12 protein-coding genes are annotated in these 18,991 nt (G+C 62.9%); 1 reads left to right on the top strand and 11 read right to left on the bottom strand.

Annotation, left to right across the window (positions count from 1 at the left end):
- Positions 1–92: 92 nt before the first annotated feature.
- The 11 genes from JBE38_RS07445 to JBE38_RS07395 all read right to left on the bottom strand — a co-directional run bounded on the left by JBE38_RS07445 (position 93) and on the right by JBE38_RS07395 (position 18,169).
- Positions 93–1,535: an efflux transporter outer membrane subunit gene (locus tag JBE38_RS07445; RefSeq protein WP_198762854.1), complete on the bottom strand. Its 1,443-nt coding sequence runs from the start codon at positions 1,533–1,535 to the stop codon at positions 93–95.
- Positions 1,532–2,422 (bottom strand): efflux RND transporter periplasmic adaptor subunit, encoded by an 891-nt coding sequence (locus JBE38_RS07440; RefSeq protein ID WP_060755498.1) that lies wholly within the window; start codon positions 2,420–2,422, stop codon positions 1,532–1,534. The genes JBE38_RS07445 and JBE38_RS07440 overlap by 4 nt, the downstream gene beginning before the upstream one ends.
- The gene (locus tag JBE38_RS07435) at positions 2,419–2,628 is read right to left on the bottom strand and encodes a DUF1656 domain-containing protein (RefSeq protein WP_060755497.1); all 210 of its coding nucleotides are present in this window, start codon (positions 2,626–2,628) and stop codon (positions 2,419–2,421) included. Before JBE38_RS07435 ends, JBE38_RS07440 begins: the two co-directional genes overlap by 4 nt.
- Entirely contained in the window at positions 2,625–4,703 is a 2,079-nt protein-coding gene (locus JBE38_RS07430) for an FUSC family protein (protein WP_205344034.1), read from the bottom strand. Before JBE38_RS07430 ends, JBE38_RS07435 begins: the two co-directional genes overlap by 4 nt.
- On the bottom strand, positions 4,700–5,110 hold the full coding sequence (locus tag JBE38_RS07425) for a MarR family winged helix-turn-helix transcriptional regulator (protein ID WP_060755495.1): 411 nt from the start codon (positions 5,108–5,110) through the stop codon (positions 4,700–4,702). Before JBE38_RS07425 ends, JBE38_RS07430 begins: the two co-directional genes overlap by 4 nt.
- 137 nt (positions 5,111–5,247) lie before the next feature.
- Entirely contained in the window at positions 5,248–5,505 is a 258-nt protein-coding gene (locus JBE38_RS07420) for a DUF2789 domain-containing protein (protein WP_060755494.1), read from the bottom strand.
- Positions 5,506–5,514: 9 nt separating this feature from the next.
- Positions 5,515–6,126, bottom strand: a complete 612-nt coding sequence (gene cysC / locus JBE38_RS07415) for an adenylyl-sulfate kinase (protein WP_060755493.1) — start codon at positions 6,124–6,126, stop codon at positions 5,515–5,517.
- On the bottom strand, positions 6,110–7,624 hold the full coding sequence (locus JBE38_RS07410; protein ID WP_090367642.1) for a TolC family protein: 1,515 nt from the start codon (positions 7,622–7,624) through the stop codon (positions 6,110–6,112). The genes cysC and JBE38_RS07410 overlap by 17 nt, the downstream gene beginning before the upstream one ends.
- A gap of 41 nt (positions 7,625–7,665) precedes the next feature.
- Positions 7,666–15,555, bottom strand: a complete 7,890-nt coding sequence (locus JBE38_RS07405; protein WP_205344033.1) for an Ig-like domain-containing protein — start codon at positions 15,553–15,555, stop codon at positions 7,666–7,668.
- 50 nt (positions 15,556–15,605) lie between these two features.
- Positions 15,606–16,469, bottom strand: coding sequence for a sulfotransferase family protein (locus JBE38_RS07400; protein WP_205344032.1), 864 nt, complete (start codon positions 16,467–16,469; stop codon positions 15,606–15,608).
- Positions 16,470–16,555: 86 nt separating this feature from the next.
- Positions 16,556–18,169 (bottom strand): glycosyltransferase family 39 protein, encoded by a 1,614-nt coding sequence (locus JBE38_RS07395; protein ID WP_205344031.1) that lies wholly within the window; start codon positions 18,167–18,169, stop codon positions 16,556–16,558.
- 201 nt (positions 18,170–18,370) lie between these two features.
- Between JBE38_RS07395 and JBE38_RS07390 the strand changes: the two genes are divergently transcribed.
- Positions 18,371–18,958 (top strand): phage tail protein, encoded by a 588-nt coding sequence (locus JBE38_RS07390; RefSeq protein WP_205344030.1) that lies wholly within the window; start codon positions 18,371–18,373, stop codon positions 18,956–18,958.
- The last annotated feature ends 33 nt before the right edge of the window (positions 18,959–18,991 follow it).

Raw genomic sequence — 18,991 nt, 5'->3', positions numbered from 1 at the left:
TGGAATCCCCATGAGCAAACGCGAGCAGTGAGCCGCGGACGCCCCTGGTTGGAAAACCACGGGGGCCCGCCTGTCAAAGCATAGCTATTTGCTCAGGGTTTGCTGGCTGGCGCCGCTTGCGTTCGTCCGCTTTCCCAACCACCGCCCAAGGCCAGGAACAGGTCGATCTGGCTCATGGCAACTTGAGTGTTCGCCGCCGCCAGTTGCGCCCGCACGTCGGTGTAGGTACGGGTGGCTTGCAGGTCCGCGAGGAACGATGCACGACCGGCCTGGAAGAAGCGGTGTGTCTGCTCCGAAGCCACCTTGGCCGACGCGCCGGCATCGGCCAACGCGTCGCGGCGTTGCAACTGCGCCGTGTATTGCGCCAGGCCGGTCTGGGTTTCGCGGATGGCGTTAAGCACCACACCGTCAAAGTGCGCAAGAGCGCCCTGGGTGGCGGCTTCGGCCTCGTGAATGCGCGCCCGCGCGCCGTTGGTCGGTACCGTCCAACTGATCAGCGGGCCAAAGCCCCAGCGGTTGGTGGGCGCCGTGCCCAGGTCATCCAGAATACCCACGGTGCCCACGGTGGCACCGATGCTGATGTCCGGGTACAGCGCGCCGGTGGCCACGCCGATCCGTGCGGTGGCGGCGGCCAATTGGCGTTCGGCCTGGCGGACATCCGGGCGACGCTTGAGCAGCGCGGCGCCGTCGCCCACCGGGAGCAACTGGGCGATGTGCGGCAGCTCGGCGCACGTGGCGGTGCCGGCCGGCAATTGGTCCACCGGCTTGGCGAGCAACATCGACAAGCGGAACAAGCCCGCCTGCCGCGCTGCGGTATAGCGCGGCATGTCGGCGCGCAGGGATTTGTATTGGGTCTGCGAACGGGTCACCTGGGTTTCATCGCCACGCCCGGCGTCGCGCAGGCGCTGGGTCAGCTGGGTACTTTGGCCCTGCAGGTCGAGAGATTCGTTGGCAATCGCCAGCTCTTCGTTGGCGGCACAGACCTGGGTGTAGGAACGCACCACGTCGGCCACCAGGGTAATGCGCGCGATATCGGCGGCGGCTTGGGCCGCGTCGGCGCTGGCTTGGGCGCTTTCGATGCCGCGTTGCAGAGTGCCGAACAGATCAAACTGATACGAGGTGGTGATACCGACGCTGCCGATGTTCGACACCGGGACTTTTTCCGGGAGCAGAAACGCCTCGCCGGACTCCTGCAAGCGCTGTGCCTCGGCCTTGACCCCGGCATTCCAGCCACCGGCGGATTCAGCCTCCTGGGTCTGGTAGCGAGCACGCTGCAGGTTGGCGGCAGCCACCCGCAAGTCGGTGTTGGAGGCCATGGCCTGGCGCACCAGCTCATCCAGGCGCGGGTCTTTGTAGAGTTTCCACCAGTCGGCCGGCACCGGCGCCGACACCACGTTGTGCCCCTCTCCCGCGAGCGGTCCTTGCAGGTCGCTACGGTTGACGGCCGATTGTTCCGGCAGCTTGTAATCCGGGCCTACCGCTTGGCAGGCCGACAGCAGCACCCCCAACGCAGCGGTTGCCAGAAGCTGCTTCATGGCTTGGCTCCGTCTTGAGGTTTGTCACCGATGATCGACACCGTGGCCGTACGCCCGGCGATCATGCGGAAATCCGCCGGTACGTCATCAAAGGCAATCCGCACCGGAATTCGCTGGGCCAGGCGCACCCAGCTGAACGCCGGGTTGACGTTGGGCAGCAGGTTGGAGCCGCTGCTGCGGTCGCGGTCCTCGATCCCGGCGACAATGCTCTGCACATGTCCGCGCAGACGGGCGTTGTCGCCAATCACGCGGATATCCACGCCCATGCCGACGTGGATGCCGTCGAGCTTGGTCTCTTCGAAATAGCCATCGATGTGGAACGAATTGCTGTCCACCACCGACAGCACCGGGCGCCCGGCGGTCACGAACTCCTGGGTGCGTGGCGCCCGGTCGTTGACGTAGCCGTCGACCGGGCTGCGGATCACCGAGCGGTCGAGGTTGAGCTGTGCCGCGTCCACGGTCACTTGAGCTTCGGCCAGGGCCGATTGGGCGCGGGCGACGCGGGACTGGCTTTCTTCCAGTTGCTCGCTCGGCACCAGGTTGCCCAGGCCGCGGTTACGTTTGTACTCGCGCTGGGCCTGGGCCAGGGTCTCCTGGCGGTCGGCCACGGCCGCCTGGGCCTGGCGCAGAGCCAGTTTGAAACGGTCCTGGTCGACAGCGAACAGCACCTGGCCCTTGGTCACCAGTTGGTTGTCGCGCACGTCGACTTGCTGGATCAGCCCGGACACGTCCGGAGCGATCTGCACGATGTCGGCACGGATATGCCCGTCACGCGTCCAGGGTGCAAACATGTAGTACATGACCATGCGCCACACAACGACGACCGCAAACGATACGATCAACAGCGTCAGGACTACACGGCCGATGGTCAAAAAAGGTTTTTTCATGTCATCAGGTATCGACTGAGTGAGTCCACGGCGCCCAGCAACAGCGCGTAGAGCCCCACATTGAACAATGCCCGGTGCCAGACCAGGCGATAAAAGTGGACACGGTTCAACAGCCCGTGCACCACCAGGAACAACCCATAGGTAATGCCCATCAGCACCAGTAGCGTGGGCAGAAACACCCCGCTGATATCCAGATCACCGATCATAAAGGCGCTCCATCAGGCAACGGCGCTTGCATTTCGCTGCCCCCAATAAATTCCACGCCAGGCAGCAACGACAGGCGCAAGCCGGCCAGTGCATGCAGCAGATGCAAGCGGGTGTCGTCTTCGTCCTGCAGGCCCTGGCCGTTGAGGGCGCGGCGCGTGCGGTCCAGGGTCATCAGCAGACCGCTGGGCGCGGGCAAGCGTTCACCGGCCTTCAGGCATGCCTTGAAGTAACCGCCCACGCCTTCCACCACCTGGTTGAGCAACACCCGGGGTACGCCATAGACACGCGGTGCGTAGGCCAACAGGTCGAGCAGGTTGAGGGCCACGCGCAAATCGCGCAGGGCGGTGCCGGTGTCCTGGTTGATCAGGGCCAGGCGCGGCAAGTGCTGCATCAGGCGGTCGAGCATTTGCACGGCCATGTGCCGGTGTTCGGCCAGGGTCGCAGGCTCGGTCAGGCTGACGATGTCGCGCCAACTGAAACGGGTCAGGCGCTTGGCCGCCAGTTCGGCGCCGAAGGGCCGTGCGATCAGCGTCCACACAAAGGCGAACAGCAGGCCCACGGGCCCGGCCAGGTTGACGTTGGCGAAGTTGAGGAAGTCCGCATCATAGGCGCCCTGGATGCTGATGAACGACGAGGTGTTCACCAGCGTCAACAACATGCCCAGGTAGAAACGCGGTTGCACCGTCAGCGTGCCGATGCAGATGAATGGCACGGCAAACGCCAGCACCAGCATCGGGAAATCGTGCAGGTTGGGCAGTACCAGAAACAGATAGAGGCTGGCGAACAGCACCGACATCGCAGTCCAGAAAAAGAACCGGTAGATCTGCGGCGCCGGGTCGTCCATCGAGGCGAAAAAGCTGCACGCCACGGCGGCCAGAATCACCGCGCTGCCGCCGTCGGTCCAGCCCAGCAAAATCCACAGCACAGAAGCGACGATGATCGCGGTGACAGTGGAAAACGCCGAGTAAAACATCAGGCCACGGTCCAGAAACGGCGTGAGCCGGCCCAGGCGCCAGTGGCGGTACACGGCGCGCCAGGGCTCCTGGCTTTCGCACTGGATGGCGGCTTGCAGGCTGCGGCAGTCCTGCCACAGGTCGACCCACTCGGCCAAACGATACAGGGCGTTGGAGAACAACAACGAGTGCCGGTCATCCAGCGCGTCACCCTGGGGTTGCTGAGCGTCGATCCGATCACGCAGGGCGCGCCAGCTTTCCATGGGCGCGCTTTGCTGGGTGGTTTCCAGCCATTGGCGGGCCGCTTCAAGCACGGGCGTGAGGCGCTCGAGAAACTCCGGGGCGCGATGTTCGATGGCATACAGCGCGTCATCCAGGGCATCCACCACCGGCAGCAGGTGGATCATGCGCCCACGCAGCTCCTTGGTGTTGCGCACCGTCTGCGGCCGCGCGCCTTCGTGGGGCAGCTGGCCGATCATCAATTCAAGGGTGTTGAAGGTGGCAACCATACCGCTGCGCAAAGTACTGATCTGTTCGGGATCCACGTTGCGTGTCAGAAAACGCTGGCTATAGACCTGGGCGTCGGCAAACCACTTGGCCACCGAACCATCGAACACCGGCATCAGGCGACGCGGCCAGAACATCGCGCCCACCACCGCCGCCACGGCGATACCGAGGAAGATTTCTTCGGTACGCGCCTCAGCCACGTCCCACACCGCCAGCGGGTTATCCACGACCGGCAAGGCGATCAGCGGCAAGGTGTAGCCGGCGAGCATCAACGCATAGTTATTCGCGGTACGCAGGTGCATGGACAGGAACAGCAAAATGCCCGTCCAAAGCGCAATCACCACCACCAGCACATAGGGCGACTGCACGAACATCGGCACAAAAAACACGGCCGCCGCGGCCCCCATCAAGGTGCCGATGGCGCGGTACAAGGCTTTGGAGCTGGTGGGGCCGACAAACGGGCTGGAGACGATATACACCGTGGCCATCGCCCAATACGGACGCGGCATTTGCATGAGCATGGCGATATACAGCGCGATCATCGATGCCGCGAACGTACGTACCCCGTAGAACCAATCGCGGGCCGGCGGCATGCCAGTAAAAAATCCGTTCAAAGCGACGCCGCCTCAAAGGCGCGCAGCACTCGCAGCGCGGCTTCCAAGTCACTGTGGGGAATATCGGCCAGTACGTCATGGCGCAGGCGAACCAGTTGCGCTTCCACGGCTTCCACCAACTCACGGCCACGCTCGGTGAGGCTCAACGCCTTGGCGCGGCGGTCGTGGATGTCTTCGGTACGGCACACATAGCCGCCGCTGCACAGCTGGTCGAGCAGGCGCACCAGCGACGGGCTTTCCATACCGGAGGCCTGGGCGACTTTGACCTGATGCACACCGTCACCCAGGCGGCCGATCATCAACAGCGGCACGGCGCAGGCTTCGGAGATGCCATAGCTCACCAGCGTGGTCTGGCAGATTTTGCGCCAATTACGGGCGCCCACCACCATGCTGCTGCTGAGGTTCATCTGGAGTTGTTCGAGGGCTTGGGACACTGGATAGTTCGCATACTGTTAGTTTGCTAACTATCAATATGGTGGATCATTCGAATGTCGTCAAGTTTTGATACAAATTTGCGGATGGGTGGCGAGCCTGGTTTTTCACGTTACTCAGTTTTCTGCACCCATCGCCCACCATGCAGCAGAACGTTCAACTCATCCACCACCTCAGCCCAATCCGCATCATCCAGAATTTCGCTGCGCAGAAATTGCTTCTGGTTGTCGGTCCAGAAAAACGCATCTTCCAGTCTCTGGTCGCGCTTGAGCGGCGAATGCACCGCCACGAATTTCTCGATACTCACCGGGTCATCCGGTAGCCCAAGTTGTTTGAACAGTGACGGCAAGCTGTGCACTGGCGATTCCATGGGAGCCTCCTAAAAAGACGATTCCCCAGAGTCTAGTTCAGGCGCAAGCCACGCCAACAGCCGCTCGACGCACTGTTGCGCCGACAGCACGCCGGTATCCAATACCAACGAGGCGTGCAACGGTTGTTCGTACGGCGAGCCAACCCCGGTAAACCCAGGCAACTCCCCACGCCGTGCACGGGCGTAATGCCCTTTGGGGTCACGCCCTTCGCACACCGCCAGCGAGGCGCTGCACCAGACTTCCCGATAATCGGCAGCCAGGCGTTCGGCAAACACCGCACGCAGTTCGGCCAGAGGCGCGATCATCGCAAGGATCACGATTTGCCCGTTGTCCACCAGCAGCGCCGCGAGTTCGCTGGCGCGGCGGATGTTTTCCAGGCGGTCGCTGTCGGTAAAGCCCAGGTCTTGGTTGAGGCCACCGCGCAAAGCGTCGCCGTCGAGCACCAGGCTTTGTTTGCCTTGTTCGAACAGCGCCGCTTGCAGGCCCTGGGCCAAGGTGGATTTACCCGATGCCGGCAGGCCGGTGAGCAAGATCGCCACACCGCGATGCCCATTGCGCGCCTCACGTTGACGGCGCGTGATGCTCGCCGTCGGCGCCACCAGGTTACTGGGCGACGGCACGCGGCACCGGCGTCGTGATGTTGCCCGCAGCCCAGGCTGACTCACGGCTGGCCAGTGCCGTAGCGATGGTTTGCACGCGGTCGGAGTCCAGCTGCTCAGGCAGCGGGTCAAGCCCGGCGCTGGCGAAGATCTGGCCGTAGGCGTTGCGCAGGTCAGCGTAGGCCAGGTCGCGACGCAGGTCCGCCTGCAAGGTGTTGAGTTCGCCCTGGATCAGGTCAAGTTCGCCCAGCCCTGCGGCCTCATGTCGGTTGCGCAGCTGGGTGAGGATTTGCCCATCAATGTTGGCCAACTGTTCGTTGGTCTTGAACTGGCGTACCGCGTCCTGATAGTTGGCATTGGCCACGTAGATCTGCGCCAGCACCGCGATGGACATGGCCTGGCGTCGTGCGGTGGCGACTTCCTCACCGGCCTTGGCCACATCGATGGCGGCAGGTGCGGAGATCACGTTGAACAGATTCCAGGTGACCTTGGCGCCGTAGTCAGCCCAGCGGTTGTCGGTCAGGAACGAGTTGCTGTCGTAATGCCCCCCGGCTGAAAACTCCAGGCCCGGCAGCAGGCGCAGCATGGCTTTGCGGGTTTCGGCGGCGCTGATACGGGTCTGGTAGTCCTGCTCGCGCAGTTCCGGGCGGTTGGCCAGGGCTTCCTGTTCCAGGCTGGCCAGGTTGACCTTCAACTGCGGCACGCTGTAGTCGTCCGGTGTGGCCAGCTTGAGCTCGCTGCCCATGGGCAGGTTGATCAGCGTCGCCAGTTCGGTCTTGGCCAGCGACAACGCGCGGCGCTGCTCCTGCAACTGGCGCGTGGCTTCGATCAGCGAGCGCTGGTAACCCAGCGCCTGCACCGGGTCGCCGATACGCTGTTCGCTCATGCTCTGGCTGTTGGTCTGGGCCTGGTCGACGCGTGCCATCAGGCTGTCGATCTGGGTCAGCAAGCGTTCGGCCGCTACCGCGCGCCAATAGGCCGAGCGCACATCCTGCACGATGGTGTTGATCACCTTGCGCCGACGCTCCTGGATGATCAGGCGCTGGTCGCCCTGCTGCTTGGCGCTGATATAGCTGACGCCAAAGTCGAGCACGTTCCACACCATGGTCAGGTCGGCTACGCGGCGGTCGCGGTCCTGGGAAGTCGACGGCTCCAGGGATTGGGTGCCGGTGCGCACACTCTGGCTGCTGGAGGCGTTGGTGTTGTTGCGCCCGGCATAGCCTGCGGACAAGGCCATGCGTGGCAGCATGTCGAAGCTGGAGAGGTCGGATTGGCGTTTGGCCAGCGCCTCTTCCATCACCTTCAAGCGGCCTTCGAGGTTGTATTTAACCGCACGGGCCATGGCCTGGTGCAGGGTAAGCGGGCCATTCAGCGGCTCCTGGCCTTTGTACATACCTTGCAGATCGCTACGGGCTCGCTGCTCACTGACACTGCGTTCAATCGGTTCACTGGTGACTGCACAACCGCTGATCGCCAGCGCCAGCAGGCTGGCGCCGAACAACTTATGACTTGTTTTCATCCTTGGACTGCCCCTGTTACTGCGCCTGGAGTTAAGTATGTTCAAGCCTGCATTTCGCTGATGCCGACTTGTTGCAGTGCGTGCGCCAGGTCCATCACCTGGCGCTGTTCTGTGTCTTTGAGCTGCTGCAATTGCTGGCCGAGGCTCGGCGCGCCAAACACGCCGCGCAGCCCCTGGGCCGGGTCGCCCTGGCCGTTGATCGGTTTGCTGTCGAACGCTTTGAGTGTGCTGTCATCGCCGTGGGTTTCATGGCTGAACAGGCTCGACAAAGTGCTTGAGCCGAATACCCCACCATCGCCGCCGCCAAAACCCAGGAAACCGTTGGCGCTGCCGTCACCGGCACCATCGGTGCCGAACACCTGGGCGATATAGCTGGGTGCCAGCGCGCCGTTGTGGATAAAGATGCTGCCGACCGGTGGCAAGCCTGCACCCAGCTGACGTTGCTCGAACAACGGCGGGAAGCCGATAGGTGAGCCGAGGTTGCCCAGCGGCGCGCCAAACACGCTCGGCTGCAACGGAGCGTTCGGTGCGCCTTGAGGCGGTGCCGGGTTGGTGACGCGGAACAGTGGGTCGCCAGTCAATGCCACGGTATTGATCGCGTAGTTATTGGAGTTGGCAAAACCACTGCCCACGTTGCCCGAAAGGTCACTCACCAGGCGGTTATCGAGGGTAATGAAGTTGCTCGGATCGTTGAGATTGGCCGTTGGCGTCAGTGTCGCCGTCCAGGTCTTGCCGCCGTCGCTGGTCGCCAGGTTGGACAAGGCGCCGTTGGCCACACTCAGGTCATCCAGGCTGAAGCCACTGACTTTCTCGCTGAAGGTGAACGTCACGACAGTGGTCTGGCCGACGGTCAGGCTTGGGTTGGCAATACTGATGGTCGCAGTGGGGCGTTCGCCATCGATCGCGTAGTTATTGGAGATCGCAATACCGCTGCCGGCGTTACCGGCGGCGTCGTTGACCTGGCTGGCATCCAGCACGATCAGGTTGGTCGCGTCGGTGATAGCGGCCGTCGGCGTCAGGGTGGCGGTCCAGGTTTTGCCGCCGTCCTGGCTCGCCAGGTTGGACAGCACGCCATTGGCCACACTCAGCTGCGAGAGGTCGAAGCCCGTCACGGCTTCACTGAAGGCGATGGTCACCGTGGTGGTTTGCCCGATGTTCAGGGCGCTGTCGGCCACGGAAATAGTCGCGGTGGGGCGCTGGGTGTCGATGGCGTAGTTGTTGGAATCGGTGGTGCCGCTGCCCGCGTTGCCTGAAGCGTTCTGCACGCCACTGTTGTCGAGGGTGATCAGGTTGCTGGTGTCGGTGATGTTGGCCGTTGGCGTCAACGTCGCCGTCCAGGTCATACCGCCATCACTGGATGCCAGGTTGCTCAGGGTGCCATTGGCCACGCTCAGATCGGCAGTGGTGAAACCGTTGACCGCCTCGGAGAAGGTGATGGTGACTTGAGCCGTTTCACCCTGCTTGAGTGCGCTGTGGTCGACCACGATGTTCGCCGTCGGCCGCACTGTATCAATGCTGAAATTGCCCGAAAGGGTGACACCTGTGCCGGCGTTGTTGGCCAGGTCGGTGACGCCCGTGTTGTTCAGGGTGATCAGGTTGGTGGTGTCATGAATGTTGCTGGTCGGGGTGAAGGTCGCGGTCCAGGTGATACCGCCGTCCACACTGCTCACCGCCGACAGTGTGCCGTTAGGGACGCTCAAGTCGTTGTTGTCAAAACCGCTGACCGCCTCACTGAACGTAATGGTCACCAACGAGGTTTGGCCAATGGCCAACGTCGGGTTGGCAAGCACAATGCTGGCGGTCGGCGCCTGGGTATCGACGCTGTAGGCATTCGACTGGGTGATACCCGCGCCACTGTTACCCGCAAGGTCATCGACTCCGGTGTTGTTCAGCGTGATGACGGCTGCAGCATGCGTCACACCAGCGACAGGTGTCAGGATGGCGGTCCAGGTGATACCCCCGTCGGCACTGCTCACGTTGCTCAACGTGCCGTCGGCGACGGTCAGGTCGGCGTTGCTGAAACCGCTGACCGCCTCGCTGAACGTAATGGTCACCAACGAAGTGGCACCGATGTTCAAGCCGTTATTGGCAACGACGATGGTCGCCGTTGGCCGCTGGGTGTCGATGGCGTAATTGTTGGAGTCGGTGGTGCCGCTGCCGACGTTGCCCGAGGCATTCTGCACGCCGCTGTTGTCCAGCGTGATCAGGTTGGTGGTGTCGGTGATGTTGTTGGTCGGCGTGAAGGTCGCCGTCCAGGTAATCCCTCCGTCGCTGCTGCTCACCGCGGTCAAGGTGCCGTTGGCGATGGTCAGGTCGGCGTTGGTGAAACCGCTCACCGCCTCGCTGAAGGTGATGGTCACCAACGAGGTATCACCGATTTTCACCGCGTTGTCCGCCACCACGATAGTCGCGGTCGGCCGTACGGTATCGATGGTGAAGTTGGCCGAGTTGGTGATGCCTGAGCCCGCGTTGCCGGCCAGGTCGCTGACGCCCGCATTATTCAGGGTGATCAGGTTAGTGGTGTCGCGGATGTTGCTGGTAGGGGTAAAGGTCGCCGTCCAAGTCACCCCACCATCGGCGCTGCTCACGGTACTCAGAGTGCCATTGGGCACGCTCAAGTCGCTGTTGTCGAAGCCGCTGACGGCCTCGCTGAAGGTTATCGTCACCCCAGAAGTCTGGCCAATGGCCAAAGTCGGGTTGGCGACCACGATCGTGGCGGTGGGCGCCTGGGTGTCGATGTTGTAGGCATTCGACAGCGTACTGCCTGCACCACTGTTCCCGGCCAGGTCGTTGACGCCCGCGTTGTTCAGCGTAATGACGTCGCCCGTATGGCTTACACCCTGGGTGGGCGTCAAGTTGGCGGTCCAGGTGATACCCCCGTCGGCACTGCTCACGTTGCTCAAGGTACCGCCGGCGACGGTCAGGTCGGCGTTGCTGAAACCGCTGACCGCCTCGCTGAACGTGATGGTCACCAACGACGTGGCGCCGATGTTCAAGCCGTTATTGGCAACGACGATGGTTGCCGTTGGCCGCTGGGTGTCGATGGCGTAATTGTTGGAGTCGGTGGTGCCGCTGCCGGCGTTGCCCGAGGCATTCTGCACGCCGCTGTTGTCCAGCGTGATCAGGTTGGTGGTGTCGGTGATGTTGTTGGTAGGCGTGAAGGTCGCCGTCCAGGTAATCCCTCCGTCGCTGCTGCTCACCGCCGTCAAGGTGCCGTTGGCAACGGTCAGGTCGGCGTTGGTGAAACCGCTCACCGCCTCGCTGAAGGTGATGGTCACCAACGAGGTATCACCGATTTTCACCGCGTTGTCCGCCACCACGATGGTCGCGGTCGGCCGTACGGTATCGAGGGTGAAGTTGGCCGAGTTGGTGGTGCCTGAGCCCGCGTTGCCGGCCAGGTCGGTGATGCCGGTATTGTCCAGGATGATCAGGTTAGTGGCGTCCCGGGTGCCGACGTTCGGGCTGAAGGTAGCCGTCCAGGTCACGCCGCCATCGGCACTGCTCACGGCACTGAGCGTGCCATTGGGCACACTCAGGTCGCTGTTGGTGAAGCCGGTCACCGCCTCACTGAAAGTGATAGTCACCAGAGACGTCTCACCGGCTGTCAGCGCCGAATCAGCAACCACAATGGTCGCGGTCGGCCGTTGACTGTCGACGGCGTAGTTGTTGGAGTCGGTCGTGCCGCCGCCGGCGTTGCCGGCCAAATCGGCAATGCCGGTGTTATCCAGGGTGATCACATTGCTGGTATCGGTGATACCGGCCGCCGGGGTGAGCGTCGCGGTCCAGGTGATGCCACCATCACTGCTGCTCACCGCCGTCAAGGTGCCGTTGGCAATCGTCAGGTCGGCATTGGTAAAGCCGGTGACCGCCTCGGAGAATGTCACCGTCACCAACGAGGTCTGGCCGATACCCAGGGCAGTGTCCGTCACCACGATAGTTGCGGTTGGGCGCTGGGTATCGATAGCGTAGTTGTTGGAGCTGGTGGTACCACTGCCGGCATTGCCCGAAAGGTTGCGTACGCCGCTGTTGTCGAGGGTGATCAGGTTGGTCGCGTCGGTGATGGCGCTGCTCGGCGTGAAGGTCGCCGTCCAGGTGATCCCCCCATCGCTGCTGCTCACCGCCGTCAAGGTGCCGTTGGCAATCGTCAGGTCGGCATTGGTGAAACCTGTCACCGCCTCGCTGAACGTGATCGTCACCGCAGAGGTTTCGCCAATTTTCAAAGCGCTGTCCGCAACAACGATGGTCGCCGTGGGCAGCACGGTGTCGACCGTGTAGTTGGCCGAACTGGTGGTGCCCGAGCCCGCGTTGCCGGCCAGGTCGGCGACACCGGCGTTGGCCAGGGTAATGACGTTGGTGGCATCGCTGACACCGACCGTCGGCGTGAGGGTAGCGGTCCAGGTGATACCGCCGTCGCTGCTGCTCACCGCCGTCAAGGTGCCGTTGGCGATGGTCAGGTCGGCGTTGGTAAAACCGCTCACGGCCTCACTGAATGTGATGGTCACCAACGTGGTTTCACCGGCGCTCAGCACTGGGTCGGCGATGACAATAGTCGCCGTCGGCCGCTGGGTGTCGATGGCGAAGTTATTGGAGTCTGTCGTGCCGGTGCCGGTGTTGCCGCTCTGGTCGCTGTAGCCGGTATTGTCCAGGGTGATGTGGTTGGCGGCGTTGGTGGTACTCGCCGACGGGGTGAACGTTGCGGTCCAGGTGATCCCGCCGTCACTGCTGCTCACCGCACTCAGCGTGCCGTTGGCGATAGTCAGGTCAGCATTGGTGAAACCCGTGACGGCTTCGCTGAAGGTCACTGTAACCAGCGAAGTCTGGCCAATCGCCAATATCGGGTTGGCGACCACTATCGTGGCCGTCGGGCGCTGGGTGTCGATCGCCACGTTATTGGAGTTGGTCGTGCCGCTGCCGGCGTTGCCTGCCAGATCCTGCACGCCCGTCTTGTCCAGCGTGATGTGGTTGGTCGGGCTGGTGATACTGGCTGTCGGGGTGAAAGTGGCGGTCCAGGTCACACCGCCGTCACTGCTGGAGACAGCGCTCAAGGTACCATTGGTAATCGTCAGGTCGGCGTTGGTGAAACCGCTCACCGCCTCACTGAAGGTAATCGTCACCAGGGAGGTCTGACCGATAGCCAGGGTAGTGTTGGAAAACACAATGGTCGCATTCGGCCGCAGCGTGTCGACGGCATACGCGTTGGAACTGGTGGTGCCACTGCCGGCGTTGCCTGCCAGGTCGGCGACCCCGGTATTACTCAAGGTAATCACGTCACCGCTATGGCTCACCCCAGCGCTTGGCGTCAGGGTGGCGGTCCAGGTGATGCCGCCATCGCTGCTGCTCACCGCGCTCAGCGTGCCGTCGGCGACGACCAGGTCGGCGTTGGTAAAGCCGGAGACGGCTTCGCTGAAAGTGATGGTCACAAGAGAAGTGCCACCGATGTTCAGCGCTGGGTTAGACACCACAATGCTTGCGGTGGGGCGCACGGTGTCGACGCTGTAGTTATTGGACGTGGTGACGCCGGTGCCGGTATTGGTCGAGGCGTCGGTGTAAAGCGTGTTGTCCAGGGTAATGACGTTGGCACCACTGGTGATCCCGCCCGTCGGTGTCAGGGTCGCTGTCCAGTGGATGTTATCGCTGGTGGCCAGGTTGCTCAGGGTTCCGTTGGAGGCCGTCATGTCGGCCAGGCTGAAGCCGGAGACCGCTTCGCTGAAGGTGATGTTCACCACGGAGGTGCCGCCGATATTCAAACCCGTGCTGGCTACCGCAACCGTGGCGGTCGGCCGTACCGTATCGACGGTGTAGTTATTGGAGGTAGAAGTCCCGCTGCCCGCCAGGCCATTCGACACGCCGGTGACACCGGTATTATCCAGGACGATATGGTTGGTCGCGCTGGTCACGCTCGAATTTGGGGTGAACGTCGCCGTCCAGGTGACGCCGCCATCACTGGAACTGACAGCGCTCAAGGTGCCGTTCGACACGGTCAGGTCGGCGTTAGTGAACCCGTTGACCGCCTGGCTGAAGGTAATGGTCACCAACGAAGTGCTGCCAATGTGCTGGGCCGTGGTGGTGACGACAATGGTTGCTGATGGCGTGGGTGAGTAGGCGGTGTTCAGGGTGCCGCCATCGTTGAAGATATTGTTTACGGCCGCCACGGAAGCGCCCGTGGCACCTCCGCCCGCCGCCTGGCCGCCGGAGCCGCTGCCACCAACGTTACCGCTCAGGGCCGCGAAGTTGGCGGCGGTCATCAACAGCGTGCCTTTGTTCCAGATCGCGCCGACGCCTTTGCCGCCCGCACCGCCCGGGTCAGCACTGCCACCACTCCCTCCACCGCCGCCGCCGCCACCGCCGGCCGCGATGTTATTGGAAATCACCGAAGTGCCGACAACGGTCAGGGTACCGCTGGTGGCGTTGTAGATACCGCCACTGGCCGAGGCACCGGCACGACCCGGCCTGTCCCATCCAGAGCCGCCACCACCGCCGCCGATACTGATAGTGCCGTTGTTCGCCGTGCCGCCGCTCCCACCGTTACTGTAGCCACCGACGCCTACAGCACCGGCTCCCCCTACGTTGCTGCCACCCTTGCCGCCCATATAGGTGGGGCTATAGGAGCCGCCCGTGCCACCGGTGTTGGCGCTACCGGAGGTCCCGGCGTATACCCCCGTACCAGTACCGGCGATACCGCCGTGGCCTCCGACCTGCCCACCAAGCGCACCGCCGCCACCGCCACCACCGCCGACCGGGCCACCGGCATAAGGCGCGGTCACCCCGCCACCGCCACCGCCACCCGAGGCGGCATTACTGGTCACCGTGACATTATTCAAGGTCAGGTTACCGAAGTTGACGATACCGCCGCCCATCGCAGCTGTGCCGTCGACACCTGCCTGCGCGCCATTCCCGACCGCCAGCCCTTGGGTGATGACCAGGCCATCGAGTGTCGCGGTCACCCCATTATTAACTCTCAGCACCTGGGTCTTGTACTGCCCGCTGAGGGTAACGTCCGCCACGCCGTCGTGGTTCAAATCACCCGCAACCGTGACATTCTTCGTGATCACCAGTTGAGAGTTCAGGTTAACCGTCATGCTTGAGTTGAACGTCACGGTATCGCCCGTCACCGAATCGCTCAGGGCTTGGCGCAATGAACCGGCGCCACTGTCGCCGTTGTTGGTCACCGTAATCGTGGCCAAGCCGTACTGGTACGCCGACATCGCCTGGTACGACAACGCGGTGTGGCTCTCGATGGAGCCGGTGGCAATTTCCAGCGTCCAGTCGCCGCCCCCGCCGGTGCGGTTGGTGGATGCGGCAATATCCCGGCCCGTCAATTGCGCGAGTGAGTCGACAAAGTTCAGCCCCTGGGTGCCCTGCGCCGTGTTGCAGGCATAGATCAGGATGTCGCCACCCACATTCATGTCCTGGCCGATCTGCGCCAACACTTCGCTGCGAGCCGCAACGTTGTCGGCCGACAGATAGGTACTGCCCAGCCACAGATCACCGGTGTTGCCGTGAGCGATAATCTGCACCGAACTCACGCCCTGATGGCTGCCCAGGTAGTCGGCCATCTGCTGCAGGCCGTCCTTGCTCGCATCCAGTTGCACGATCTGAGTGCCGGGGGCAGCCCCCTTGAGCAGGTCGGCGGAGTCCTTGACCCGGGCGTCGACGAACACCACGGTCTGCCCCGGTACCGCCACGGGTGCCGGTGTCGCCGGCGCATCGGTTTGCCCGTGGGTGTCTTTACTGACGGAGGCATGTTCGGCCGTCGGTGCCTTGGCCGCCGCATCGGCGGTGGCGTGGCTGTCAGCCTGGGCGGCATCGGCCACGGTGGCCGCGACCGCACCGTCAAACAACATGCGCGGCTCCAGGAACATGATCATCGGCGTCGCCAGGGTGTTGGCGCCTGTCGTTGCCTGCCGTGCCTTACCTTTGCTCCACCACATGTTGCTCACCCGCTTGTCGAATGCAGATACCCGCTATGGAAAAACCGCGATCAATTGATCACGGCATCGGCTTTGGTGCGAATCACATTGGCGGCGCTCAGGCTCCCATCCCGCCAGAAATCCATATGCGCGAACTGCTCGAAGAGGTCGGGCGGCAGGATCGTACGTCGAGGTTGCAGCGCGACCTTGGGCTTGACCCGGTGCAACCCACTGACGCCCAGCGCCTCGTCGAAGTCCGGTGCGTCGTAGCTGAGGTTGTCGAAGTCATGCTCGAACCACGGCTCGCCGATGAATTCGTAGACCAACCGCATCACGCGCTCCGGCGCCTGGGACAGCAGGTCGTAGTCGACGATCAGCATGGAACCGGCGTTTTCGCCGTAGTAAGCCTCTTTGAGGGCCGACCAGGCATAACCCACCAGGCGATTGCGCTGGCCGAGGGTTTCGACGCGGCTGTACACGGTGTTGCGCTCGATATCGTCGTTGAACAGTTTGGTGTTCTCAAACGGATTGGCGCGGTAGAGGCGTTCCAGGCTGTCCATGATCCACGCGACATTGCGCACGCAGGCGATGACCTTGGCCTGGGGGAACAGGTCGTGCAAGGCAGGCATGCGCGCGCACCACTGGCGGTTGGTGTCGAACACCACGGGGGTGGAGGGTTTGTCGCCGTAGTAAGCATCAAACAGGCCGCGCAACAGGCGACGGCGGGTGTCCGGGTCAATAACCGAGCCAAACTCGCTGCCGGCGCTGCACTGCGCCAGCACGCCATTGAACAGCGTCCCTACGGGGCTGCTCATGCCCGCGCGAAAACGGGGGTTCTGCAGCAGGATCGCAGAAAGTAAGGTCGAGCCGGAACGCGGCAGACCGGAGATAAAGTGATAGCGCAATCCTTTCACCACTTTGTAGGACAAATCCATTTATGCCCGAAGCGTAGCTGAGGATTGCGGTGCTCACTAGTGGTTATTTGCCACTATTTCGACATTTTCCTAATGCCGATTCGCAATTAGCGACAGCCCTCAGGCTGCGAAGGCTCTGGCCCGCGACACAGGACAAACAGGCGCGCCCTTGCGCCACCGCCATCCTGACGCATGAGTTCGCGCCAATCGGCGGGTATCGGGGCGAAATCATCCGGCGGCTCGGCACTGCTGATCAGCCACACGCGGCGGGTATCCGCCGGCAATGCCGACAGACGGTCGAGATAAATGCGCCCACCGTCCTGGTCAACCAGGGTGCCAAAGCCGTAGGCGGTCGGCCGAGTCGGCGTACCGTCGGGTTTGGGTGGCGTGTAGAGCTGGAGTTGGGCGTCGGTCTGGTCGTAATACACGTAGCTGAGGTACCACAGCATGTCACTGAGGACGATGCGGTCGTCTTCCTGATAGTTACGGTTGACGAACTCCACCGGCACGTTGAATTGGTCATGCTCGTCCACGGTGGCGTTGTTCTTCACCCCCAGCAGTTCCACGCTGACAAACAGCACCAGGAACGCGACGCCCCAACGTGACAGCCGCTTGGGCAAACGGTCGATGGCCAAGGCCACTATGATCGGCAAGCCGAGGGCATACACCGTGAGGTAGCGCTCGATAAAGACCGGGGAAATAAACGACACCGCGTACACCAGCAACAGCGGCAGCAGGAAGAACAGCGCCAGCAGGCCGGCCGGCCGATGGGCCTCACGATCACGCCAGGCGGTCGCAACCACGACGCCAATCAGCAACAGCGGAAACAGCCAGAACAACGGTTTCCAGAAGTCGATGCCCTCATCCTGGAGCATGAACTGCCAGACCATCGACGGCACGGAGATCAGCGTGACCGGGTCTTCCCAGCCGATATCGCCGCCGACCTTGAGCTGTTCGACGTGTTGGATCAGGTCCAGCAGGTTCGGCAACCAGGGCAGGTACAGCGCCACGATCAGCGTATTGGCGCACCACCACGAAGGGCGCAGGATCAGACGCTGGCCCGGCGCCTGGGACGCGCACAACAGCCCCAGGTAGGCCCAATGCACCAGCACACACAAGGCTGTGAAGTAATGGGTATAGAACCCGGCCACCATCAGCAGCACGTAGGCCGCCAGGTAGCGCGTGCGCTCGGGCCGGCGTACCCAGTACACCAGCGCCAGCGTGGCGGCCAGCAGCCACACGGCCAGCAGCGAGTACATGCGCACTTCCTGGCTGTAGCGCACGGCAGTGGGGAACAGCGCCAGCAGCACACCCGCCATTATCGCGGCGCGCCGGGTGGACAGTTGCCGCGTCAGCCAGATCCCCAGGCCCACCGCGACCACGCCGGGGATTGCGCTCATGCCGCGAATCGACCAGATGCCATCGCCAAACAGCCCGATCCAACCGCGCAACATGAAAAAGTACAAGGGCGGGTGCACATCATGGGCCGCGTGAAACCACAGGTCGTCGATGGCGTATTCGCTCAACAACAGGCTCGAACCTTCGTCGCCCCAGATTGCCGCGGCCGTGAGGCCATAGAAACGCACGGCCATGGCCAGCGCCAGAATCGGCACCCACCATAAACGGCTGAGCCAATCGGCACCTTCCCAAGCCGCCGACAGGCGATTGACTGCGGGAAAAACCCCCACTTTGTTGTCTTGTTCTACCACAGACCGTCGCACCTCAATTCCCCTGATACTGCCCGTTTCCCGGGCAAACCCCGCCGTTGCGTCAACATGCGCCACTCTAGGCCAAAAGCCCCGGTTTCGCTCGCGGTTTCGCGACCGCCGGGCGCCGCGCATCAGCGGCGTCTACGCTCTGCGATGACGCCAGATCAATTGGCGTCACACACCCATAGAGCCATAAGCAAGGATGAACGATCCATGGAAGTATTCATCGGCACTATTCAACCGTTCGCGTTTAATTTCGCCCCTAGAGACTGGGCCTTGTGCGCCGGTCAAACCTTGTCCATCAGCCAGTACCAGGCGCTGTTCGCCCTGATCACCACCACGTACGGCGGCGACGGGGTGCAGTCCTTCAAGCTGCCGGATTTGCAGGGGCGCCTGCCCATCGGCCAAGGCAACGGCGCGAACCTGTCGCCGCGAGTCATCGGCGCGTTCGCCGGGGTAGAGAACGTCACCGCCACCCTGGCCAACCTGCCGACCCACACACATGGCACCGCGGCCTTCACTTCCACCACCACCGTGCAACTGACCAGTGTCACCAGCAACCCGGTCACGGCCCCCACTGCCGCCAACGCGTTTATCGGCGCTTCCGGCCCAGGCCCGGGCAGCGCGACGATCTACTCGGACCAACAGGGCGCCAACCCGGTGACGCTCAAAGGCGTCAGTACCACCTTGACCGGCACCATCGATCCCGCCGGCCAAGGCCAGGCCATGGCCACGATGAACCCGTTCCTGGTGATCAACTTCAGCATTGCGCTGAACGGCATCTTTCCGTCCCGCAGCTAAGCCCCTGGCCGAGGCCCACGGGCCTCGGCATTT

The organism is Pseudomonas sp. ICBG1301 (assembly GCF_016918385.1).
Taxonomy (GTDB): domain Bacteria; phylum Pseudomonadota; class Gammaproteobacteria; order Pseudomonadales; family Pseudomonadaceae; genus Aquipseudomonas; species Aquipseudomonas palleroniana.
Note: the sequence above shows the minus strand (reverse complement) of the source record. Positions and strands in the feature narration are given on the sequence as shown.